This window comes from Streptomyces sp. NPDC033136, assembly GCF_055578235.1.
Genome location: NZ_JBVIPD010000025.1, coordinates 116,585 through 138,345, shown reverse-complemented (window position 1 = coordinate 138,345; position 21,761 = coordinate 116,585). Strand labels below are relative to the sequence as shown.

Genomic DNA, 21,761 nt, shown 5'->3' with positions numbered 1-21,761 from the left:
AACATCACCCGCAGCCGCCTCGGACGCCTCACCCGCCAAGGCTTCCTCACTCAACCCGGACGAGGCCGCTACCAGAAGCGGACTTAACGTCCACTGAGTTCAGTCATGTCGCCGACGAGCCGCATCCCGGGCCGGGGCGCGGTGAAGTCCCGGCCGATCAGGTCGAGCGCGAACACCGCCCGCTTCGCCTGCCGGGTCAGGCCCCGCCGCCGACGGCGGGTGATCCCGACGATCCGGTGCTTGCGCATCAGCCGCTCGATCTTCTTGGAGTTCACCACCCGCCCGGCCCGCCGCAGGGCGGCGTGGATCCGCGGGGCCCCGTAGGCACCGCGAGATCCGGCGTGAAGCACCCGAATCTCGCCCACCAGCACCTCCTCGGCCCGCTCCCGCACCGACCGGGCCGGCCGTGACGCCCTGTGCGCGTAGTAGGTGGAACGGGGCACTCCCAGCACACGGCACAGAAACGCAACGCTGTGACCTGCAGGATTACCCTCCGATGCCTTCTCCGCATCGATGAAACGACACCGTGCCACGGTGTCTACCTCATCTTGTCCTGCGCGAAGAAGGCGGTCGCTTTTCCCAGAACCTCGATCGTGGCCTCCTGCTCGCGAACCTTCCGCCGCAGCCGGACCAACTCCTCACGCTCCGCAGTGGTCAAAGCCCCGGCGGGTCCCTCACCGCGGTCGACCTTCGCCTGCTTCACCCACCCGCGCAGCCCTTCGGGACTCACGCCCAGATCCCTCGCGACCTCGGTGACCGTCTTCTCCGAGGACAACGCCAAGGCGACCGCGTCCCGCTTGAACTCGGCCGTGTACCGCTTACTCATGTTGCTCTTGCTACTCACTACCTGTGACTGCTTCCTCCGGGACCATCCGTCCCAGTATCAAGCTGTCCGGCTGGCAGGGGGAGCCTCAGAGCTCGGCGAGTTCAAGCAGCGTGCGCTCTCCCGAATCGCCGCTCAGCATCTGGAAATACAACGACTCCGGGAAGCCCTGGCCGCACAGTCCAATCTCCGGGCACTTCCCCGGGACCAGAAGGCATCCGCCCCATACGGATCATGCACCTGACCTCAGGGGTGCACGTCAACGGCTTGTCCGGGAGGAGTCAGCCGACCTCATTGCCATCCCTGCTTGCCCATGACATTGAGGGAGACAGAATGCGCACGCCGGGAGACGCAGCGGACCCGTGGAAAACAGCCGGGATTCTCGCACTGCTGCTGGGCGCCGGCGCAGGCATTGCCCACCTGCTGTTCGACGACCCCTCGCTCTTCGCGATCGCGGTCATCGCCGCCCTGCTGGCTCCCCTTCTCCTGCTCTGGACCCCCCGCCTTGCCTCCGTCCCGGCGGCGTCTCACCTTCCGGGGCCCCATGTGTGCACCGGCGACGTTCTCAATTACTGCGGTGCGAAGAGAATCCGCATCCACCTCAGTCCGCACCGCGCAGCGAGAGACTCGCGGTATTACGCCCTCAGTAGCCCTATGCGGCCTCGCTCCGGAGCCGGACGCGCACGCAGCAGCCGACGGCGGCGGCGAGAGGATGCCCTCCCTGTGACGGGACACCGGGAGGATCCTCATCGGCACGGGCGGCCATTCCTGCTACCCGTGTGCGTCAAGTTGTAGGTGCCAGACCGCCGGGCGGGTGTGCACGGCTTCAGGCCAGCGGGGAGATCCGTCGGTATGCGGCGCGGGCGTGAAGAAGGCGGGCACCCACCGTGCTCCCGCCTGCCGCGAGCAGCAGGCAGCCGAGGCGGTTGAGGTCGTGGTGGCCGGACCAGGAGAACTCGCCGATCGGAGGCACGGCGAACAGGGTGAAGAACATCCAGCAGACCAGTGCGGTACCCGGGGCGGCGGCGATGCGCGAACATACGCTCAGGGCGCCGGCGAGCGCGCACAGGGCGACGAGGTCGAGGACCGGGTCGCTGTCGTGGTCGAGGAGATTGTGGGTGGCGACCAGCGCGGGGGCGGCGACGGCGGCCGCCAGCCAGGTCACTGCGGTGTCCACTGGCTCCGGCACCGGCTTTGACCCTGTGCTCAGCGACCTCCACTTGATCACAACCGCTCCTTTCCGGGCTCCCTGCCGCTACGCGGCCACGGACATGATGCACCGCTGCAGAGCAGCCACCGCCTGCTGCCGACGGGAGTGCGCCAACTGCAAGTCGACGCGCGGGGCGGTGTGCAGCACGGCGCTGTTTCGGGCGGATCCACGAACGGTCCTCTGTGGCATCTCGCCCATACCCAAGCGTCGTTAGGCCGTAAATGCCCCCAGAATTGCCGTTTGCTGCCTGGGTAAAGTAATCGCCAAGTCGTCACCCGCATGTGGGCCTCCATTGCTGCCCGCATCCACACCGCAGGGAGATTCGTTGTGCCCGCTCCGCGTATGAGCAGTACGCCGCTGCCCGGGATCGGGGTCCGCTACGACCTCACCACCCGCGAGCACCGCCGCCTGTCGGTGGTTGCCCACCGCGACGGCAGCCGAAGCTTCAACGCCTACAGGCGGGACGACCCCGACGAGTGCGCGCTGTCGTTGAAGCTCACCGCGGGTGAGACGGAGGCCCTGATCGATGCGCTGATGCCGTCACACCACAGCCCGAACCTCCTGTCGACCACGGATCTCGGTCTGGTGGCGGAGCGCGTCGAGCTGACGTCGACCTCGCGCTGGAACGGCCGTGTCCTGGGCGAGACGCGGATGCGGACGGAAACCGGGGTGTCGATCGTCGCGGTGCTGCGCCGGGCTGGCGCGATTCCCTCGCCGGGGCCGGAGTTCCGGCTGGCGGGCGGGGACACCCTCATCGTGATCGGCACCCGCGAGGGTGTGGACGCAGCCGCCTCGATACTGGGACGGGAGTGATCTGGTGCACTCGTCCGCTGTCTTTCTGATCGAGTTCGGCGCGATCATCCTCGGCCTTGGCCTGCTGGGCCGGTTCGCCGGACGCTTCCATTTCTCCCCCATTCCGCTCTACCTGCTGGCCGGGCTCGCCTTCGGCGAGGGTGGTCTGCTGCCGCTGGGGGCGAGCGAGGAGTTCGTCGCGATCGGCGCCGAGATCGGCGTGATCCTGCTCCTGCTGATGCTGGGCCTGGAGTACACGGCCAGCGACCTCGTCTCCAACCTCAAGACGCAGTACCCGGCGGGACTGGTCGACGCCGCTCTGAACGCGCTGCCCGGTGCGGCGATGGCGCTGTTGCTGGGCTGGGGTCCGGTCGCCGCCGTGGTGCTTGCCGGGGTCACCTGGATCTCGTCCTCCGGCGTCATCGCCAAGGTGATGGGCGACCTCGGGCGGCTCGGCAACCGCGAGACGCCGGTCATCCTGAGCATCCTGGTGCTGGAAGACCTGGCCATGGCCGTCTACCTGCCGATCATCACCGCCCTGCTCGCCGGTGTGAGCCTGGCGGCCGGCAGCGTCACCCTGGCGATCGCGCTGGGGGTCGCCGGGCTGGTGTTGTTTCTCGCCGTCAGGTACGGGCGGGTCATCTCCCGGTTCGTCTCCAGTGACGACCCCGAGAAGCTGCTCCTGGTCGTGCTGGGTCTGACCCTGCTGGTCGCCGGTATCGCCCAGCAGCTCCAGGTCTCCGCCGCCGTCGGCGCGTTCTTGGTGGGCATCGCGCTCTCAGGCGAGGTCGCCGAAGGTGCGCACAACCTTCTGAGCCCGCTGCGGGACCTGTTCGCCGCCGTCTTCTTCGTCTTCTTCGGCCTGCACACCGACCCCGCCAGCATCCCGCCCGTCATCCTCCCGGCCCTCGCTCTGGCTGTGGTCACCGCCAGCACGAAGATCGCCACCGGTTACTGGGCCGCCAAGCGCGCCGGCATCTCCGCGAAGGGACGCTGGCGGGCGGGCGGTACTTTGGTGGCGCGCGGCGAGTTCTCCATCGTCATCGCCGGACTCGCCGTCACCGCGGGCATCGAGCCCGCGCTCGGGCCGCTCGCCACCGCGTATGTACTCGTGCTGGTCATCCTCGGGCCACTCACCGCCCGCTATACCGAACCGATCGCCACCCGCCTGACCGCGCGGCGCGGGAAGTCGGTCTCGGCCGTGGCCGCGGAAGCGGAACCCCGGCAGGGGGAGGAGCTGGAGCCGGTGGACGAGGGCAGCGTAGGACGCGCGTGACCGACGACGTGTGGGCGGCGATCACCAGTCGGGAGACCGCGCTGGTGCTCGCCGCCCTGTCCGTCTATGTCGGCGGTGGAGTCGGGCTTGCCCGGAGCCTGCCTCGGCTCCTGCACCGTGACGCGGGATGGAGACGGGACACGGACCGCGACCCGGTTCCCAGCGCGGTGGTGCTGACACTGATCGTGGTGCTGTGGCCGGCGAGCATCGGGTATCTGGGCTGGCGCGTCGCTCTGCGGCTCCACGCGAACCGTGCCCGGCGATGAGGGATGGCGGGACGATCGAGTGCCGTCCTCACGCGGTCGGGCTGATTCACTGGGGCTCAGGCGTCACCGCGTTGCGGCGTCGGGCTCCAGGTCACCGTGTTCGCCGAACCAGCGGGCGAGCTTGCCGCGGCGGCCGATGGCACGCAGGCGCCTTTCCGCCGCTCCCCGCACCTCCGGAGTGGTGATGAGGAGCAGCTCGTCTCCGGTGCGCAGTCCCGTGTCCGCGGTGGGGAGGATGGTCGTGCCCTCCCGGACGATGAGGGTCAGGACGGTCGGGCGCGGGAGGCGTAGTTCGCGGACCGTGACACCCCTGAGGCGGGAGCCTTCCGGGATGGTGAGGGTGAGCAGGTCGGCGTCGAGTACGTCGAGGGGCGAGGTCTCGACCTGGACGTCGCGTAGGGCGCCGGGGCGGGTCAGGCGGAGCAGGTGTGCGACGACGGGCAGGCTCGGCCCCTGAACGAGGGTGAACAGGACGACCAGGACGAACACGATGTTCAGCAGGTCACGGGCGCCTTCCACGCCGGAGACGATGGGGAAGGTGGCCAGCACGATGGGGACGGCGCCGCGCAAGCCCGCCCAGGAGATGAACGCCTGCTCACGCCAGGGCAGCCGGAACGGCAGCAGGCATGCGATGACGGAGAGGGGCCGGGCCGCGAGCAGCAGGACCAGGCCAACGGTGATGGCCGGGAGTACGGCGCCCGGCAGCTCGCTCGGAGTGACCAGGAGCCCGAGCATGACGAACAGGCCGATCTGCGCGAGCCAGCCGGTGCCTTCCGCGAAGGAGCGCGTGGCGGCCTGGTGCGGGAGCTTGGCGTTGCCGAGGACGAGTGCGGCCAGGTAGGCGGCGATGATGCCGCTCGCGTTCGCGGCGCCGGCCGCGGCGAAGGCGACGATGCCGAAGCCGACCGTCGCCAGCGGGTACAGGCCGGTCGACGGCAGGGCGATGTGCCGCAGCGCCGCGGCTCCAAGGCGGCCGGTGATCAACCCGAGCAGGCCGCCCACGACGAGCTGGTAGAGGACGTTGCCCGCGATGTGGGCGGGGTCGGGCAGGTCGACGGCGGCGGTGCTGAAGACCAGGACGAGAATGATCGTCGGGGCGTCGTTGAATCCGGACTCGGCTTCCAGCAGGCCGGTGACCTTCTGCGGCAGCGGCAGCGAGCGCAGAACCGCGAAGACGGCAGCGGCGTCCGTGGAGGACACGATCGCGCCCAGCAGGAGGGCCAGGTGCCAGTCCATTCCCAGCAGCCAGTGCGCCCCTGCCGCGGTGACCAGGACGGACAGTGCGACGCCCGCGGTGGCCAGGACGCCCGCGGGCAGCAGCAGCCGCTTGATGTCGCTCCATTGGGTGGTCAGACCGCCCTCGACCAGGATGACCGCGAGCGCGGCCGTGCCGAGCGACTGAGCCAGTGCCGCGTTGTCGAACTCCAGGCCGAGGACGTCTTCGCCGATGATCACGCCGACAGCGAGGAACAGCAGCAGGCTGGGCAGGCCGATCCGGTGGGCCGCTCGGGCGGCGGCGATGCTGGCGAGCAGTACCGTGCCTCCGACCAGGAGTGTGAAGTAGAGCTCTTGGAGCGTCACCCGGCTACCCCGCGCCCCGCGTGCCCGGTCCGCAGCGGGACGGCGTCATCGGGGCGGCTCGAAGAGATGGCCGGCGATCCCGGCGGCCACGATCCCGGAGGCGAGCAGGAGACCATGGGGGAGGATGATCCCCGCGATGAATGCCGCAAGGGCCAGGGCGAGCACGCACCACGCCGCCTTTCGCCCGTGTGGACGCCGCTGGTATTCGCGCGGCGCAAGGGGGCGTCCGGCGGACAGTGCCCGTACGAAGGCGGGGTCGTCCCAGCGGGTTCTTGCCGCCAGCGCTTCCAGTGGCTGATCGCCGAAGACTGCCATGACCCCTCCTTCACCACCGCGCGGCGACCATCCACATGCGTTGTGTGACCGGCCGACCGCGCTCCACGCCCCACCTGTTCCTCCTTCCACTGGTCCCACCGTGACTTCCATGGTCGTGGGCATTCAGGCCGACCGGTATCGGTGCCAGCACCCATTCGGCCGCATGGACGGGAACTCGTCGTGGCGGACGACGCCAGGGCGCTGATGGGTGGCGTCACGGATGGACGCGGACTGCGAACGCTGTGACGCTGGCGGCATGGGTGAGGAACGGACGCGACATCCGGCGGACGATCGGCTGAGAAGCCGCCCTGCACGGGCACCGGGCCTGACCCTGTTCTGGCGCGTGTTCCTGCTCAATGGCGTCGTGCTGGTGGCGGCGACCGTCGCGCTGCTTTTCGGCCCGGTCACGGTGTCCACGCCCGCGCTCCTCACCGAGGCGGTCGTTCTCGCTGCCGGTCTGGCCGTACTGCTCGTCGCCAACGCCCTGGTCCTGCGCGTCGGTCTCGCGCCCCTGGCCCGGCTGGCCCGCACGATGAACACCATCGACCTGCTCCGCCCCGGGCCCCGCCTCGCCTTCGCCGGGCACGGCGAGATCACCACGCTGATCGCGGCGTTCAACGACATGCTCGACCGGCTCGAAGCCGAGCGCGCGGCCAGCACGGGCCGCGCCCTGTCCGCGCAGGAGGCCGAACGACGCCGCATCGCCCAGGAACTCCACGACGAAGTCGGCCAGACCCTCACCGCCGTCCTCCTGGAACTCAAGGGCCTCGCCGACCGAGCCCCCGAGCCGCTGCGCGGCGAACTCCACGAGGTGCAGGAGACCACCCGCAACAGCCTCGACGAGATCCGCCGCATCGCCCGCCGCCTGCGCCCGGGCGTCCTGGAAGAACTCGGCCTCACCAAGGCTCTGCGGGCGCTCGCCACCGAGTTCACCGGCCCGTCTCTCACGGTCCGGCACCGCATCGAACCCGACCTGCCGCCCCTCACCGACGAGACGGAACTCGTCCTCTACCGCGTCGCCCAAGAAGCCCTCACCAACACCGCCCGCCACGCTCAGGCACGCCACGCGGACATCCGCCTCTGCCGCCTGCCCGGAGCCGTCGAGCTCAGTGTGCGCGACAACGGCCGCGGCATTTCCCGGACGTCCGAAGGCGCCGGGATCCGCGGCATGCGCGAGCGCGCCCTGCTCGTCAACGCCGACCTCGACCTCCGTCCCGTGCCCGGTGGCGGCACCGAAGTCCGCCTGAGCGTCCCCGTGCCCGAACGGAACACAGCATGACCACCCCCACCCGCGTCCTGCTCGCCGACGACCACGCCCTGGTACGCCGCGGAGTGCGGCTCATCCTCGACCACGAGCCCGACCTCACCGTCGTCGCAGAAGCAGGCGACGGCGCCGAAGCCGTCGAAGCCGCCCGTGCCCACGACCCCGACCTCGCCATCCTCGACATCGCCATGCCCCGGCTCACCGGCCTCCAGGCCGCCCGCGAACTCACCCGTCGTAAACCGGGCCTGCGCATCCTCATGCTCACGATGTACGACAACGAGCAGTACTTCTTCGAAGCACTCGCCGCCGGCGCCTCCGGCTACGTCCTCAAGTCCGTCGCCGACCGCGATCTGGTCGAAGCCTGCCGCGCCGTCATGCGCGGCGAGCCCTTCCTCTACCCCGGCGCCGTCAACGCCCTCATCCGCAGCTACCTCGACCGCCTCCGCGACGGCGCGGACCTCCCAGCGAAGCCCATCACCGACCGCGAGGAGGAAATCCTCAAACTGGTCGCCGAGGGCAACACGTCGAAGCAGATCGCCGATCTGCTCTACATCAGCGTCAAAACCGTCGAACGCCACCGCGCCAACCTGCTCCAGAAACTCGGACTCAAAGACCGCCTCGAACTCACCCGCTACGCCATCCGCGCCGGCCTCATCGAACCCTGACCACCCGCGCGCCACGGGCAGTGGCGTACCGGCCTGCGGGCTATCACGTGCCCCGCCCTCGCCTTGGCCGTCGTTCCGGCCGGCACGAGACTGCCCATGGAGGCGTCGGGGCCACGGTACGCGCGGGGCGAGGCGCAAGGTTCCTTGGTCACGACTGGCGGAGGAAATGATCCATCAGCCGGGCCGCCCTGATCGCACCGACTGTCCGTGTCCGCATCCCGTCCGACTCGACCACGGCCACCAACGGGGTATGCGTCCGGACCATCAGTTCAGCGATCTCGATGGCGCTGGCGGACACACCGACAACCGTGGGCAGCTCGCGCTGCCCCTGACCGCTCAACCACTCGGCGACCGTCAGCCCTTCCAGTACATGCGACAGCCGCTCGCCGTCGCCAGCCCGAAGCGAATGTGCCAAGGAAGGCTCACGCAGGACGTACTCCGGCACGATCACCCGCAGCAGTTGCGAGCCGGGCACGATCGCGTACGGCCGCTCGTCCCGGTCCACCACCAGCAGGGCCGGGAGTTGGTGCTCGGCGAACAGGCGGGCCGCCTCCATAGCGTCGTCGTCCGTGCCGACCACCGGGTAAGGCTCGGCCAAGTCACTCGCACGCATCTACTTCCCCTCGCTTTCCCGGGCCTCCTGTGCCGACCAGCGCCGTCCGGGGAATTCGGAGCGCGCCCGCCACGGGCCCCCGGGGACGTCACACGACTCCGACCCCGCTGACCGCCGTCACTGTGGGAATGCCCCGTCCCCGGCTCGCCGACGCGCAGCGGCTGGCCGCCGCCGTGCCCAAAGGCGAGGAAGACAGCCGCGTGTGTCCGCTGTTCAGGCCGGCGTTGTACCGCTGTCCCCGCCCTGGTCGCCGCGCCGGAGCAACAGGTCGAGAACCTCGGCCGCAGCCATGGCGGCAAGGGGGTACGGCCGCAGGACGAGGTCGGCGCCGACGGCGGCCAGCTGCTCGGCGTCGCGCTCGGAATGGGCGGTGAGAGCGACCTTGCCCCGATAGTCGTGATGGCGCAGTCCGTGGAGCAGGGCCTTGCTCGTCTCCGGCAGGGGGATGGTGCTGATCACGCAGCGGGCGTGGGAGAGGGGAAGGTTCTCCAGCAGGTGCATGTCCTCGGCGCTGCCGAACATGGCAGCCACGCCCTCTCGCTCGCTGCGGGCCACGCGGTGCGGATCGAAGTCGACGCCCAGGACGCGGTGACCGGTCTTGCCAAGCTGGTCGGCGATAGCACCGCCGAAGCGGCCCAGGCCGTAGAGGATCACGTCGGCTTCCTTCTCGTGTCCGTGGAGGTCCCGCTTTCTGCCGTCGGTGCGTTCGAGTACCGACAGCCAGCGTCCGAGGCGGGCGTAGATCTGGTGGGAGTAGAGGATGAGGTAAGTGGAGCCGCCGATGGTGATCAGTCCGACGACGGTGATCAGGCTGACCGTGGCGCCGGTGATGTGGCCAAGGCTGAGGCCGAGGGCGGCCAGGATGAGGGAGAACTCAGAGATTTGCGCCACCGTGAGCCCAGCCAGGAACCCCACCCGTACGGGATAGCGCATGGCTGCCATGATCAGCACGACGATCAGCGGGTTGCCGACGAGCACGAAGACGGAGAAGATCGCCGCCTCAGTGAGCTGTCGGGAGGCGTCGCTGAACTCCAGCCGCGCGCCCAGTTCGAGGAAGAAGAACAGCAGTAGGAAGTCCCGCAGGCTGACGAGACGGGCGCCGATCGCGTCCCGGTACGGCGTCGTAGCGAGCGAGACCCCCGCCAGGAACGCCCCGACCTCGCTGCTGAAGCCCATCCAGTCGCTCAGGGTCGCCACCGAAACCGCATAGGCCACGCCGAAGAGGAGCAGCAGCTCCTGCGAACGGGCCACCTGGTGCAGCACCTTCGGCAGCACGTACCGCATGAGCAGGCCCACCCCGGCCAGCAGCCCCAGGCCCTTCGCGAAAACCAGGGCGACATCCACGGCCACGTTGTCACCGGCTGACCGCCCGAAGGCGGTCAGCACGATCATCACCAGGACCACCACGATGTCCTGGACGATGAGGAAGCCGACCGCGATCCGCCCGTGGAGCTGCTCCAGCTCCCGCTTGTCCGACAGCAGCTTCACGATGATGATCGTGGACGAGAAGGTCAGCGCCACCGCCAGGTACAGCGCCGTGACCGTGTCCATGCCCAGGCCGATGGCGATCAGGTAGCCGATGACCGAGGTGAACAAGACCTGACCGAGTCCGGTCGCCAGGGCGATCGGACCGGTGGTACGGATCAGGTGCAGGTCGAGCCGGAGGCCGACGAGGAACAGCAGGATCGCGATGCCCATCCGCGCCAGCAGCTCGATCGTGCCGTCCGCCTCAACCCAGCCGAAGCCCGTCGGCCCGACCAGAATGCCCACGCCGATGAACGCGACGATCAGCGGCTGCCGCAGGCGTACGGCCAACAGCCCGACGAACGCGGAGATCGCCAGGATGACGGCGGTGAGGGCGAACCCGTGCAACTCCATCACTCCCGTCCGACCACAGCCAGCCGCTCGCCGTGGTCCCCGGCGACGAGGCGGGGCCGCCGTCCGGTCATCTTCTCGCCTCCCGAACGACCAGGACATCGCACCGGGCACGCCGCACCACGTGCTGGGCCACGCTGCCCAGCAAGGCATGCTCCAGCTTCGACCGCGCCCCCGTGCCGATCACAATCAGATCGACTCCATGGAGCCCGGCCAGTTCCGGGACGGTGCTCGCGGGACTCCCCCAGGTGACCAGCAGATGAGGAGGATCCGGGAAGTCCAGCGAGTCCACCAGACGCTCGGCCCGAGGCCGTACCTCCTCCAGAAACACATGCCGCAGCTGTGACAACTCCTCCTCGCTCACCCCGTGCATCCGCATCAGGTGTTCGCCCGGCACGGCACAGACGTGCACCGCGTAGTGCTCCGCACCCGGAGTCAGCGCGATACCGCACCGCGCCGCCTCCCGCGACGAGTCGGTCACGTCGACCGCGAGCAGAACCGTACGGTAGGCGCCGCCGGGCGGCCCTCGCACCACCAGCACAGGGGCCCTGCTGGAGCGGATCAAGTTCTCCGGAGTCGTGCCCAGCAGCAGGTCGGCCAGCCGGTCCTCGCCATGCGCACCGACGACGAGCAGATCAGCCGCACAGTGCTCCACCTCCAGCGCGACCGTCGGACTCACCCTGCCGACACGCACCACCACATCCACGCCCGCCCCACCCGCGCACTGGCGCACATGGCCTGCCAGCCGCTCACGCACCTGGTCCAGCACATCGGCATCCAGCCGGGGAGACACCACGCACAAGGCGGTGACCCGCGCCTCATGCAACCGGGCGAGTCGCACCGCACGCCCCACGGCGCTGCTCCCACCACGGGACAGGTCTGTGGCCGCCAGCAGCCGACGGAACCGCGCCGTGCCCATGGCGACCACCCTCCAGCCACACACGCCGCCGCCACGGCACGTGCGAGCACGGCACTCCCCGGCTCACCAGACCGGCAGCCACGCGAAACGCCTCCTTGTACACCACCGTCCCCCAGCCCCGCCCACCCTGCCAGGCGAGGGCGCCCCCTACCACCGCTCATGTCTCCGCCGCCAGCCGTTTGGGGGTACAGGGGCCGCTCGGGAAGACACTCAGGCCGACGGTCTTCCTGTTCAGAGCACGCACCGCTCTCGCGAGCGCCGCTGTCCCAAGCTCAGAGCTCGGGCAGCAGTGGCTCGCCGAAGAGCAGGCGGAGACGATCGAGGTGCTGCGAAAAGCCGCGGTCTTCTTCGCGGAGGAGAGCGATCGATGAGCGAGGTCTACGCGTTCATCGAGGCGGAGAAGACCACCCACGGCGTTGCTCTCATGTGCCGGCTGCTGAAAGTGGCCCGCTCCTCGTTCTACGCATGGCTGGCTGGTGAGAAGACCCGGCGGGCGAGGCAGGCCGCGGACGACGCCCTGGCGCACGAGATCACCGTGCTGCACCTCGCCTCCCGCGGCGTTTACGGGGTGCCGCGCATCCATGCTGAGCTACGTCGGGTCGGGCACCGCATCGACCGCAAGCGCGTCGAGCGCGTCATGTGCGAACGCGGCATCACCGGCGTGACCCGCCGCAGGCGCAGGTCGCTGACCCGCCCGGCCAAGAGGGCCGTGCCCGTTGACGGGCCGCAGGACCCAGACTCCCCCTGCGGCCCGCTGCCCAACCCCTGTAGGTGCACGAGCCTTCCAACGGCCGCACAGAAGCGCCGTCCGCGTCGACTCGCCTCAGGGAGCCTGTGTCGTCAAACGATCGTTCGACGACAGGCGCGGCCAGCATCCAGTGAACCCGGACATTCTGATACCTCGGGGCGGGCGCCGATCCCATCAAATCCGACGTGCTGCCGACAACGCGGCGACGGCCTCCATCACGCCGTGGGTCAGCGTCCTTCCCGCGGGTGCCGCGCTCAACTCCAACTCCAAGGGCTGGCAATACGTCCGGGACACCGGCGGTACGGTATTCACCCCCAACTCCCGAGATCTCCCCGTCGGCAGCTACCCGCCGTGGATTCTGGCGAACGACGGCTACGGCCCTCCCACTGGCCCCTACGACCTGAAGACCGTCTGGCAGGCCGCCGACCTGCGGCGACCGGCAGCCGCTCCCGCCTGCCGCAGTCGCCGAACGGGAAGACCCTGGGCGCCGGGTCGGCGCGGCGCCCAGGGCCGGCGGCACGCCGGGCTGTGGAGCCCGCGCCGGAGGGCCTTCGAATGTTCGGACGCGCCGCGCGGGGAAACGGGGGCGCAGTGTCGTGCGATCCGGCCGTCGGCCGCAGAACCCCAGCGGCCTGGCATCGAGGTGGCTCATTGTGTTCGAACGGGCACAGAGAGTGCTTGTGGTGCGGGTGAGCGTGGGCAAATCATGAGTGGTCCCTCGATCTCTCGTGAAAGGACGCCCGCCTTCATGGCTCACCGCAAGGTGTATCTCGCCGTCGGCAGGACCAACACCCGGATCTACCGCTTCGATCCCATCGACGGTGACACCCGCGTCGTCGAGAACGTGCCGCCCTACGCGCCCGGCTACACCGCCATGGGTGCGCAGTACCGTGGCGACGACAAGGAGCCCCTGCTGCTGGCCGTGAGCCACAACAAGCTCATCACCATCGACGTGGCGGCCGGCACCCTGAAGGACCAGGTCATCGACGGGCTGCCGAGCGGGCCCTGGTTCGACGGTGACATGGATCCCGACGGGAAGATCCTCTTCGTCGTCAGCAACCCCGACGTGCACAGCTATGCCATTGATGTGGCGGCCCTGAAGGCCATGCCTCGTAACGCCCCGGGAAGCGGCCGGTGGGACGACTTCGCCTACCACCCCAAGGACGGGCGGCTGATCTCGGTGGAGGGCGACAACGGCGACCTGCTGCTCGTCGACCCGAGCCGGCAGCCCATGAAGACCCTCCTCAAGAAAGGGGTCTTCCCGTCGGCGGAAGCCAGCACCGCAGCAGGCTCGCGAAAGTCGTACTCGGCCACCTTCTTCGACCAGGACGGCAACTTCTACGCGGTCGACTCCGCGGGCAACGTCAACCACCTCGACTTGACCACGGCCACGATCCCCGACCACTCGCAGCGCATCGGGCGGGGGAGGGTACCCGTAGGCGCCCTGGAAATCATGAACGGCGCCGGGCGTATCACCCCCCTACCTGTCCCGCCCAGTTACGACGAGATCGACGTGTCCAAGAAGTGCAACCGGACCTGGGAGAGCAGCGAGCCCCGGGGCAGGGTCTACAGCTTCGACCTCACGCTCACCGCCGTCAGCAAGGACAGTGGCAAGGCCGAGGACGTCAGGAGGTTCCGGATCTCCTTCGATCTGCCTTCGGTGAAGGGCGCAAAGGCCGAAGCATCCGGCGTACGTGTCATCGCCCAGGATGGCAAGGCGTACCTGGAAGCCGAGAACGACCAGTTCCTGGCCGCGGGCAGTTCTCGGCTGATCACTGTGCAGATCACCGTCCCGGGGGACCCGTCTCACCTGCCCCAGGAGTACCCCCTCGACGGCCTCAAGGCCACACGCCTGCCCAGCCGTTGATCAATTCGCACTGGACCGACCTCGCCGTCGGCCGATCCCAGACGTCACCTGGCGCACCTGCACCACCGCCCTTGAGAGCTCCGGGCCTGCACTGGCTCATCCGCGCAGAGCCAACTTCCGAACATGTCGGCCACCTGGTCGAAGTCCGTTTGCAACGTGCGCCCACGCCGCTGCGCCGGCCCTGGAAAACCGCTCATTCACCCCAGCTGATGTGACGCGTCCAGCGCCGCGTCGCCCGAAAGCACGGAGGAGCCATCTCATGAGCCTGACAGCCCCCCAGACCGCCGCCGACCGCCCGGAGTACGGCAGGGCGAAGTATCCCTTCCACATCACCAAGGAAGAAGAACGGCAGTTGCGCCTCAAGGGCGCCGAGGCCGTACCGTCGCTGGTGATCGGACAGGCCACCTCCTTCGACGAGTACGCCCGCCAGCTGATGATCCCACCGGCCGTCATGGACCTCGCGCGCAAGGCCGAGGACCTGCGCCTGTCGCCTTGGGAGATCGAAGCCATGCGCAAACACCTCGCCCCCGCCGCCGAACCCGGTGACAAGGTGGGGCTCCTGCGCCAGATCCTGGTGGAGAAGTACAAGAAGGACCACACCCATCCGCCCTACATTCGCGTCGCCTGCTCCGGCCGTGGCGAGTACGACGACCTGGCCCGCGAACACGGTCACCTGCACCACGACGACCACCCGAAGGGCGACATCGGCTCGCCCGTGGTCCTGGAGATCTGGCCGGCGCAGCACTACTCGCCCATCCACTCCCACGGCCACACAACCGGCATCGTCTTCTGCCTCGCCGGCCAGCTCGACATCATGGTCTACGAACACCTCAAGTGGGACGCCCGCAAACTCGGCCTGCTGACCCTCACCCCCGGCCAGTGTGCCTGGCTCTCCAAGGACAACTACGCCGTGCACCGGGTGTACTGCCCGATCGACGGCGGCGGCGGCACCACCGGCCCCGGCTACATGAACTCCACCGCCGAATTCGGCGCCAGCTTCCACGTCTACCTCAACCCGGAGCAGACCGCCGTCCACCCCGACCATGACGGCGACAGCTACAACCGTGACTCCTTCGACTACATCGACGAGAAGTCCAAGAAGCGCCGCTCCTTCGCCACCGAGTCCGACCTCTCCTGGGGAATTCTCCGCCGAGTCCTGGCCAACACCCCGCTGACCTGAGAAGCCCTATCTCAACCGATCACGGAACGTGCGGTTCGAACAGGTTTCCCGCCGGCCTGATCTTCCTGTTGTACGCGCATGGAGACAGGGCCTCTCGGTGGCTCGGGGATGCGAATCTGACCGAGCAGCGCGGGGAGGCCCTGATCCTTGTTCTAAGCTCACGGTCTGGGACAAGACCCAGTGGGTGGTGGGCACACAGACCGAACTCGCGGCGGTGTTCGGCCTGGACATGGACGCGGTGCGCGTCATCTCACCGTTCGTCGGCGGCGGTTTCGGCACCGCGCTGCGCTGCTGGCCGCATGTGGTCGTCGCCGCGCTGGCCGCCCGCGAGACGAAGCGTCCGGTCAAACTCGTGCTGAGCCGCAAGCAGATGTACCTCGGGACCTGATTCCGGCCCTCATACGAGTACCGCCTGCGCCTGGGCAGTGACCGGCGCGGCCGTCTGACCGCCGCGGCGCATGAGCTGGACGCCGAGACGTCGTCGTACGAGAAGTTCACCGAGGCCATCCTGGCGGCCGGGCAGATGCTCTACAGCATGCCCAACGTGTCCCAGAGGTACCGGACGGTGCCGCTGGACCTGCCCACACCGCTCTACATGCGCGGCCCCGGCTTCCAGACGGCCTCCTTCGTCATCGAGTCAGCCATGGACGAACTCGCCCACAAGCTCGGCGTCGACCCGATCGAGCTGTGTCGACGCAACGAACCGAACGAGGACGAGTCGACCAACCTGCCGTTCTCCACGCGCCCGGCGGGCTGGGCGCGCACTACGGAGCCGAGCGCGCCGGATGCACGGTGATCCCGGCCTCCGGTGGCATGACGGCACGCCAGGTGCAGATCATCCAGGACTTCCGGCCCGAGATCATCATGGTGACCCCGTCCTACATGCGCACCCTCCTCGACGAGTTCGAGAAGCAGGGCATCGACCCGCTCACCAGCTCCCTGAAGGTGGGCATCTTCGGTGCCGAGCCGTGGACCGAGGAGATGCGCCGCGAGATCGAGGAGCGCATGGACATCCACGCCGTCGACATCTACGGCCTGTCCGAAATGATCGGCCCCGGCGTGGCGCAGGAGTGCGTGGAGACCAAGGACGGTCCGCACGTGTGGGAGGACCATTTCTACCCCGAGGTGGTCGACCCGCTCACGGGCGCCGTCCTGCCAGAGGGCGACAGTGACGAGCTCGTCTTCACCTCCCCACCAAGGAAGCCCTTCCGATCATCCGGTACCGCACCCGCGACCTGACCCGGCTGCTGCCCGGCACCGCCCGGCCCGTCTTCCGCCGCATCGAGAAGGTCACCGGCCGCAGCGACGACATGATCATCCTGCGTGGAGTCAACGTCTTCCCCAGTCAGATCGAGGGGATCGTGCTGAGCACCCCCGGCGTCGCCCCGCACTTCCAGATCCAGCTCACCGAGCGCGGCCGCATGGACCATATGATCGTCCGAGTCGAGGCCCGCCCCGGCGCCGGCCCCGAACGGCGCGAGACGGCCGCCCGAACGATCGTCCAGGGCGTCAAGGACGGGGTGGGCGTCACCGTCGAGGTGGCCGTAGTCGACCCCGGGACCCTGGAGCGCTCGCTCGGCAAGCTCCGCCGCGTCAAAGACCTCCGCCAGGCGTGACAGCCGGTATTGCGAGAAGAGCCGGGTGAACAGAACGCCTGTGCAGGGTCCTGCCGTCCGTCGTGACCGTCCCGTCTACGACCGGCCTCACCGCTGCCTGTCAAGAGGCGGAACGCATGCCGCACAACCTCCCCGAGCACCCCGACTTCTTCGCCCGTCACCGCACCCTGCTGGAACAGGCGGTCACGGCGCTGAAGGGCCGAGCTTCCGAGGCCGCGTCAGCTCGGAGCGTGCCCTCCGCGCAGGGTGTCGGCGGTGCGGTCGCCGACTCGGGGGGAGGGGAGGGGGACCCGCGCCGTCTCGCGTAACGCGTGGGCGATGGCGCGCGCTTCGATGCCCGCCTGACGAAGGACACCCGTGAGGGGATTGGTGTATCCGGCGAAGTAGAGGCGTGCGGCTTCAGGATGGGTCTGTGCCCCTGAGGCGAGGGGTTGTCCGGCCTGGTCGAGGACGCCCAAAGACCCGACCAGGCCGTGCAGGTTGGGGCGGTACCCGGTGGCGGCGATGACCGTGTCGGGGCGCAGCCGGGTGCCGTCGGCCAGGACCACGTCGGGGCCGTCGAACGCTTGGACGGCCGCGACTGGTTCGACCCGACCGGACCGGACGGCGTCCACGAAGCCGTGGTCGAGCACCGGGTTGACCCCTTCGCGGGCATTGCGGGTGTACAAGCCGGTGCGGGGCCGCGGCAGTCCCCGGGAGGTCAGGTCCGGCACCGAGAGACGTTGCGTGAGGAGGGAGGTGCGGTCGCGCCACGCGAGCGGGAGAGCCTCCGTCAGCCTGCCGACAGCATGCCATCGGGCGCTGGAGCGGGGCAGGATGTTGGGTGGGGTGCGGACTGCGATCCGTACCCGTTCGGCTCCGGCCCCGGCCAGGGCACCGGCGATCTCGGTACCGCTGTTACCGGCCCCGACCACCAGGACGTCCCGCCCGCGGTAGGGGGCCGGAGAGCGGTAGTGGGCAGAGTGCAGCAGGGTGCCGGTGTAGGTCGAACGCCCGGGCCAGTCGGGGAGGTTCGGGGTGTGACAGCGGCCGGTGGACACCACGACCGCACCAGTGGGCACCGGACCGTCGGGGGTGTGGACCAGCCACTGGGCTCCCGAGCCCGGCGCGGCCCGCTCGATGCGCCGCACCGGGGTGGCCACCCGGACGTCGAGTTGGTGATGGGTGACGTAACGCTCCAGGTATCGCACGTAGTCGTCCCGGCTCACCCACGGGCCTGCCTGGCGCGGCACCGGCAGGCCGGGGAGTTTCGAGGTGCCGGGGGTGGTGTGCAGGCGCAGATGGTCATAGCGCTGCGCCCAGCTCGCTCCGACTCGGTCCGACCGTTCCAGGATCACGGCCGGTACTCCGGAGCGGCGCAGTAGCGCGGCGACCGCCAGGCCGTGGGGGCCGGCTCCGATCACGATCGTGGGAGCGCTGAAGTCTGGCTGTGGTGTCGGGGGCATCGGCTTCTACAACGGCAGACCGTGGCTCACGTCACGCGCCACGGGAAGGCGCGAACATCTGGAGCGGCGATGACGACTGTGCGCCGGCACAGCGGGTGGCTGCCGTTACACCGGCGGTACGGTCTCGTTGGACACCGGGCAGCAGCGCGCCGCCTCGCACAGGGGGCCGCCCAGGGCCCGGATCGTCCGGTCGAGCGCAGCTGAGCGGCCATGAGCCGGAGCAGGCCAGGGACATGAGCCTGCCCGACCCCGGCCTCTGCGGCGGGCTCCGGCGGCTCGCTTCACGTGTCCGATCCTTTGAGGGGCTCATGTGCAGGCAGTAATGGCGCGCCACCGGCCACGGCTGCGGATCAGCGGAGTCCGCAAGGCGTACGGCCGCAGGCAGGTACTGCAGGACGTCGATCTTGACGTACCGGCCGGGACGCTGGTGGGAGTCGTCGGCGAGAACGGGGCGGGCAAGAGCACTCTGCTGCAGATCGCCGTGGGACACCTCGCACCCGACCGCGGAACGGTGACACGGACCGGAGCGGTGGGGTACTGCCCACAACAGGCGGTACTCAACGATGCGTTCACCGTCGGACAGCATCTGCGGTTGTTCCAGATGGCCTACCGGCTGCCGACGCTGGAGCGCGCCGGCGAACTGATGGAGCTGCTGGCGCTGACCGGTTGCCGCCGACAGCAGGTCGGCGAGCTCAGTGGCGGAACGCGACAGAAGCTGAACCTGCTGATCGCTCTCATGCACGATCCGCAGTTGCTGGTCCTGGACGAGCCCTACCAGGGCTTCGACTGGGACACCCATCAACGGTTCTGGACCCTGGCCGCCGATCTGCGTGATCAGGGCCGGTCGATCATCGTGGTGTCGCACCTGCTGCACGACCTGCACCACTTCGACGCGATCGCTCACCTGCGCCAGGGCCGTCTGCACTTCGAGGAGACCAACCGTTGAGGCTCTCCTGGACGGCATTCACCGAACTGCTGCGCTGCACTCTGCTGGGCCACCTGCGTAACCGGCTGGCCTTGGTTCTGGCGGTCGCGTTCATCCCCGTCTGGATCGCCGTGGCACGCCTGTGCACCTCCGACGAGATGGTGCGCATCTGGCTGGACGCCATCAGCGCCCGCGCCTCCGCCCCGGCCAGCCAGGTGGGCCAGGTGGCCAGCGCTCTGGGCGCCATCACCATGGTCGCCGGCTTCATCACCTTCACCGAGACCTTCCAGTCCCGGCAGATGGACCGCCGTCTGCTGCTGGCCGGCTACCCCCGACTGCCCATGCTGCTGGCGAAGCTTGCCGCCGTCGCCCTCACCGCCGCCCTGCTGGCCCTCTACACCACGAGCCTGCTGTGGATCTCCCTGCCCGTACGCCACGCGGTCCCCCTGACGCTGGGACTTGCGGGCGCCGGTCTCGCCTACGGCGGCATCGGCCTTCTGCTCGGCTCTCTGGTCCGCGGCGAGCTGGAGGGCTTCTTCCTCATCATCATGCTCAGCCTGGTCGACACCGGACTGCAGAACCCCGTCTTCAACACACTCATGGATGTGGCAGGCGTGTCCGCCCTTCCTCTCTACGGCGTGACCCAGCTGGCGCTGAGCTCAGCCCTCACCGCGCACATTCCCTGGTTCCACGGCCTGCTCTCCCTCACCTGGTCCGCAGCGACCGGTGCCCTGGCCCTGCTCGTTCTGCACACCCACCGCCCTTCCCGCTCCTCGTGGTCGCACAGGAAGCGAGTCCAGGCAGGGTGATGAATCAAGGAGTCCGGCGCACAGTGGAGTTACCCGACGTGACGCCTGCGGACTGTCGCCCTTGTCCGTCCGAGCAGGACTGCGGTCGCCGCCGGAGACGACCACCAGCCACTGGTCGTGGGTTTCGTCGCGGATGACCTTCGGGTCGCGAAAGGGTCGCCGATAACGGTGACGGAGTCGCCCGGCGTGATCCGGGCCTGGTGGGCAGCGTGGTGGCCGGTGCCGTACGTCGAGGGTCACGTCCACGCCGTCCCCGCCGGTGGCGTCGAGCACTGCCTGGGTCAGGTCCTCCTCGCCGGTGACTACGACCGTGCCGGGCCCGGCACGCTCGAGTAGGTCGGCGTTGGCGGCTGGCGGCTGGCGGCTGGCGGCGGTGCGGGTGGTAGCGATGAGTGGAAAGCGGCGCGGCCTTCACGGCGTTGCTCCGCGCGGCGGCCGGGTGAGGCGTTACGTCAGGCGGCGTGCGAAGTGTGCTGGTGTCGCATGGTATTGCTTCTTGAAAGCGCGGATGAAGTGGCTGCTGTCGGTGAAATGCCAGAGTGCGGCGGCCTCGGAGACGGTGAGCTGTGATCCGGAGGCGGTGAGTGCCTCGGCCGCTTCCTCCAGGCGCCGGCGGCGGATGTAGGCGCTGAACGACTCGTCCAGGCTCGCGAAGGCCCGCTGCAAGGTGCGTACTGAGACGTGCAGTTGCGCGGCTATCGCGGACGGCGACAACTCGGCGTCGGTGAGCCGGGCATCGGCGAGGTCCTTGGCCGCTTGTGCCAGCGCCGGGGTGAAGGTGGGCTCGCGGTCGTCGAAGTGGTCGAGGATCAGCCCTTTGGCGAGTTCGAGCAGGGCGTTGCGGGACGCGTGCGCCCCCGCCGGGCCGAGGTCACTCACGGTCCGCTGCACCGTGCTGGTGTGCGCCATGAGGATCTGCGCCGCGGGCGAGGTGGCCTGGCCGGTGCGCGGTTTCCCGGTGATCAGGGGCCGCAGATCGTCGCCGGGAAAGATGAAGATGCGGGTGCCGATCACGGGGGTGGTGTGGAAGTGATTCTCCGTCACGACGTGGTGCATGAAGTAGCTGCCGGCCGAGACGTACGCGTCACCGCCCTGATCGTGCGGGTCTTGCAGGGCCACCGCACCGCGCAGCCCGACGTACAACCTGACCTGATCGTGCTCGTACGTCCCGACTGCCCGGGTGCTGACGGATGAGGACGCCCAGAGTTCGTTGACGGCGGTGTCCTCCAGGACCACCGAGCGCATCGTTCCCTGGAAGCCGTCGACGGTGGAAGCGCTGAATTCCGGCAGCGGGTACAGGTCTCCCATACGGTCGTTCCAGGTGTCGATGAACGGCTCCCACGTTCCCCGACCGGTGCCGGCGGAGTCGGCGTCGACGGTGAACGTGCCCACTTTCCCGCCTGGCCCAAGGAAACGCGGCCTGCTCGTCATGTGTCCTCCGCCCCGATGAGGATGTCGCCGGAATCCCATCCTGTGTCGCGAAGGTACACCCGTTCTACGTACACCTGTTCCTACGCTTGGTGGCGCTTCGACCTCCCAGACGATCTACCGCCTGCCGGCCGTGCCCGGCGC

The 21,761-nt window shown here is 69.1% G+C and carries 21 protein-coding genes and 2 pseudogenes; 13 read left to right on the top strand and 10 right to left on the bottom strand.

Annotated elements, in window-relative coordinates:
- Positions 1-83: 83 nt before the first annotated feature.
- The 3 genes from ACZ5TL_RS33360 to ACZ5TL_RS33350 all read right to left on the bottom strand — a co-directional run bounded on the left by ACZ5TL_RS33360 (position 84) and on the right by ACZ5TL_RS33350 (position 2,000).
- Entirely contained in the window at positions 84-452 is a 369-nt protein-coding gene (locus ACZ5TL_RS33360) for an IS3 family transposase (protein WP_468594537.1), read from the bottom strand.
- A gap of 86 nt (positions 453-538) precedes the next feature.
- A complete protein-coding gene (locus tag ACZ5TL_RS33355) occupies positions 539-826 on the bottom strand; it encodes a transposase (protein WP_060902739.1) in 288 nt (95 codons plus the stop codon).
- An 823-nt stretch (positions 827-1,649) separates the two neighbouring features.
- Entirely contained in the window at positions 1,650-2,000 is a 351-nt protein-coding gene (locus ACZ5TL_RS33350; protein ID WP_468594536.1) for a hypothetical protein, read from the bottom strand.
- Between the two features lie 375 nt (positions 2,001-2,375).
- Between ACZ5TL_RS33350 and ACZ5TL_RS33345 the strand changes: the two genes are divergently transcribed.
- The 3 genes from ACZ5TL_RS33345 to ACZ5TL_RS33335 are packed head-to-tail and all read left to right on the top strand — an operon-like array spanning position 2,376 to position 4,367.
- Positions 2,376-2,846 (top strand): cation:proton antiporter regulatory subunit, encoded by a 471-nt coding sequence (locus ACZ5TL_RS33345; RefSeq protein ID WP_468594535.1) that lies wholly within the window; start codon positions 2,376-2,378, stop codon positions 2,844-2,846.
- A 4-nt stretch (positions 2,847-2,850) separates the two neighbouring features.
- Positions 2,851-4,101: a cation:proton antiporter gene (locus ACZ5TL_RS33340; protein WP_468594534.1), complete on the top strand. Its 1,251-nt coding sequence runs from the start codon at positions 2,851-2,853 to the stop codon at positions 4,099-4,101.
- Positions 4,098-4,367 carry a hypothetical protein gene (locus ACZ5TL_RS33335; RefSeq protein WP_468594533.1) on the top strand — a complete coding sequence of 90 codons (270 nt, stop codon included), beginning with the start codon at positions 4,098-4,100 and terminating at the stop codon, positions 4,365-4,367. The genes ACZ5TL_RS33340 and ACZ5TL_RS33335 overlap by 4 nt, the downstream gene beginning before the upstream one ends.
- 63 nt (positions 4,368-4,430) lie before the next feature.
- Here ACZ5TL_RS33335 and ACZ5TL_RS33330 read toward each other — a convergent pair whose 3' ends face one another.
- Both ACZ5TL_RS33330 and ACZ5TL_RS33325 read right to left on the bottom strand, forming a co-directional pair.
- Entirely contained in the window at positions 4,431-5,948 is a 1,518-nt protein-coding gene (locus tag ACZ5TL_RS33330; protein WP_468594532.1) for a potassium/proton antiporter, read from the bottom strand.
- A 45-nt stretch (positions 5,949-5,993) separates the two neighbouring features.
- Positions 5,994-6,263, bottom strand: a complete 270-nt coding sequence (locus tag ACZ5TL_RS33325; protein WP_468594531.1) for a DUF3040 domain-containing protein — start codon at positions 6,261-6,263, stop codon at positions 5,994-5,996.
- 325 nt (positions 6,264-6,588) lie between these two features.
- Between ACZ5TL_RS33325 and ACZ5TL_RS33320 the strand changes: the two genes are divergently transcribed.
- Together ACZ5TL_RS33320 and ACZ5TL_RS33315 are read left to right on the top strand one after the other, a co-directional pair.
- On the top strand, positions 6,589-7,542 hold the full coding sequence (locus ACZ5TL_RS33320; protein WP_468594547.1) for a sensor histidine kinase: 954 nt from the start codon (positions 6,589-6,591) through the stop codon (positions 7,540-7,542).
- Positions 7,539-8,192, top strand: coding sequence for a response regulator (locus ACZ5TL_RS33315; RefSeq protein ID WP_468594530.1), 654 nt, complete (start codon positions 7,539-7,541; stop codon positions 8,190-8,192). Before ACZ5TL_RS33320 ends, ACZ5TL_RS33315 begins: the two co-directional genes overlap by 4 nt.
- Positions 8,193-8,340: 148 nt before the next feature.
- On the opposite strand, the gene ACZ5TL_RS33310 is transcribed toward ACZ5TL_RS33315, so the two are convergent.
- The 3 genes from ACZ5TL_RS33310 to ACZ5TL_RS33300 all read right to left on the bottom strand — a co-directional run bounded on the left by ACZ5TL_RS33310 (position 8,341) and on the right by ACZ5TL_RS33300 (position 11,599).
- Complete coding sequence (locus ACZ5TL_RS33310; protein WP_468594529.1) at positions 8,341-8,805, bottom strand: CBS domain-containing protein; 465 nt, start codon at positions 8,803-8,805, stop codon at positions 8,341-8,343.
- Between the two features lie 213 nt (positions 8,806-9,018).
- Positions 9,019-10,683, bottom strand: a complete 1,665-nt coding sequence (locus tag ACZ5TL_RS33305; protein ID WP_468594528.1) for a cation:proton antiporter — start codon at positions 10,681-10,683, stop codon at positions 9,019-9,021.
- A gap of 67 nt (positions 10,684-10,750) precedes the next feature.
- A complete protein-coding gene (locus ACZ5TL_RS33300; protein ID WP_468594527.1) occupies positions 10,751-11,599 on the bottom strand; it encodes a universal stress protein in 849 nt (282 codons plus the stop codon).
- Here ACZ5TL_RS33300 and ACZ5TL_RS33295 point away from each other — a divergent pair.
- The 5 genes and pseudogenes from ACZ5TL_RS33295 to ACZ5TL_RS33275 form a co-directional block, all read left to right on the top strand.
- Complete coding sequence (locus tag ACZ5TL_RS33295) at positions 11,598-13,040, top strand: IS3 family transposase (RefSeq protein ID WP_468594526.1); 1,443 nt, start codon at positions 11,598-11,600, stop codon at positions 13,038-13,040. The genes ACZ5TL_RS33300 and ACZ5TL_RS33295 overlap by 2 nt on opposite strands.
- A 55-nt stretch (positions 13,041-13,095) precedes the next feature.
- Positions 13,096-14,214, top strand: coding sequence for a hypothetical protein (locus ACZ5TL_RS33290; protein ID WP_468594525.1), 1,119 nt, complete (start codon positions 13,096-13,098; stop codon positions 14,212-14,214).
- Between the two features lie 259 nt (positions 14,215-14,473).
- Positions 14,474-15,394, top strand: a complete 921-nt coding sequence (locus ACZ5TL_RS33285) for a cupin domain-containing protein (protein ID WP_468594524.1) — start codon at positions 14,474-14,476, stop codon at positions 15,392-15,394.
- A 97-nt stretch (positions 15,395-15,491) separates the two neighbouring features.
- Positions 15,492-16,139 (top strand): annotated as a pseudogene (locus ACZ5TL_RS33280) (xanthine dehydrogenase family protein molybdopterin-binding subunit); the annotation flags it as partial.
- Positions 16,140-16,141: 2 nt separating this feature from the next.
- Positions 16,142-17,010, top strand: a pseudogene (locus ACZ5TL_RS33275) (AMP-binding protein); the annotation flags it as partial.
- Between the two features lie 218 nt (positions 17,011-17,228).
- On the opposite strand, the gene ACZ5TL_RS33270 reads toward ACZ5TL_RS33275, so the two are convergent.
- The gene (locus tag ACZ5TL_RS33270; RefSeq protein WP_468594523.1) at positions 17,229-18,455 is read right to left on the bottom strand and encodes a flavin-containing monooxygenase; all 1,227 of its coding nucleotides are present in this window, start codon (positions 18,453-18,455) and stop codon (positions 17,229-17,231) included.
- A gap of 322 nt (positions 18,456-18,777) precedes the next feature.
- Between ACZ5TL_RS33270 and ACZ5TL_RS33265 the strand changes: the two genes are divergently transcribed.
- From ACZ5TL_RS33265 to ACZ5TL_RS33255, 3 genes are all read left to right on the top strand, one after another.
- A complete protein-coding gene (locus ACZ5TL_RS33265) occupies positions 18,778-19,401 on the top strand; it encodes an ABC transporter ATP-binding protein (RefSeq protein WP_468594546.1) in 624 nt (207 codons plus the stop codon).
- Positions 19,398-20,189, top strand: coding sequence for a hypothetical protein (locus ACZ5TL_RS33260; RefSeq protein WP_468594522.1), 792 nt, complete (start codon positions 19,398-19,400; stop codon positions 20,187-20,189). The genes ACZ5TL_RS33265 and ACZ5TL_RS33260 overlap by 4 nt, the downstream gene beginning before the upstream one ends.
- A 168-nt stretch (positions 20,190-20,357) precedes the next feature.
- Positions 20,358-20,525 (top strand): hypothetical protein, encoded by a 168-nt coding sequence (locus ACZ5TL_RS33255; protein ID WP_468594521.1) that lies wholly within the window; start codon positions 20,358-20,360, stop codon positions 20,523-20,525.
- 111 nt (positions 20,526-20,636) lie between these two features.
- Here ACZ5TL_RS33255 and ACZ5TL_RS33250 read toward each other — a convergent pair whose 3' ends face one another.
- Complete coding sequence (locus ACZ5TL_RS33250) at positions 20,637-21,581, bottom strand: helix-turn-helix domain-containing protein (protein WP_468594520.1); 945 nt, start codon at positions 21,579-21,581, stop codon at positions 20,637-20,639.
- Positions 21,582-21,761: the final 180 nt, after the last annotated feature.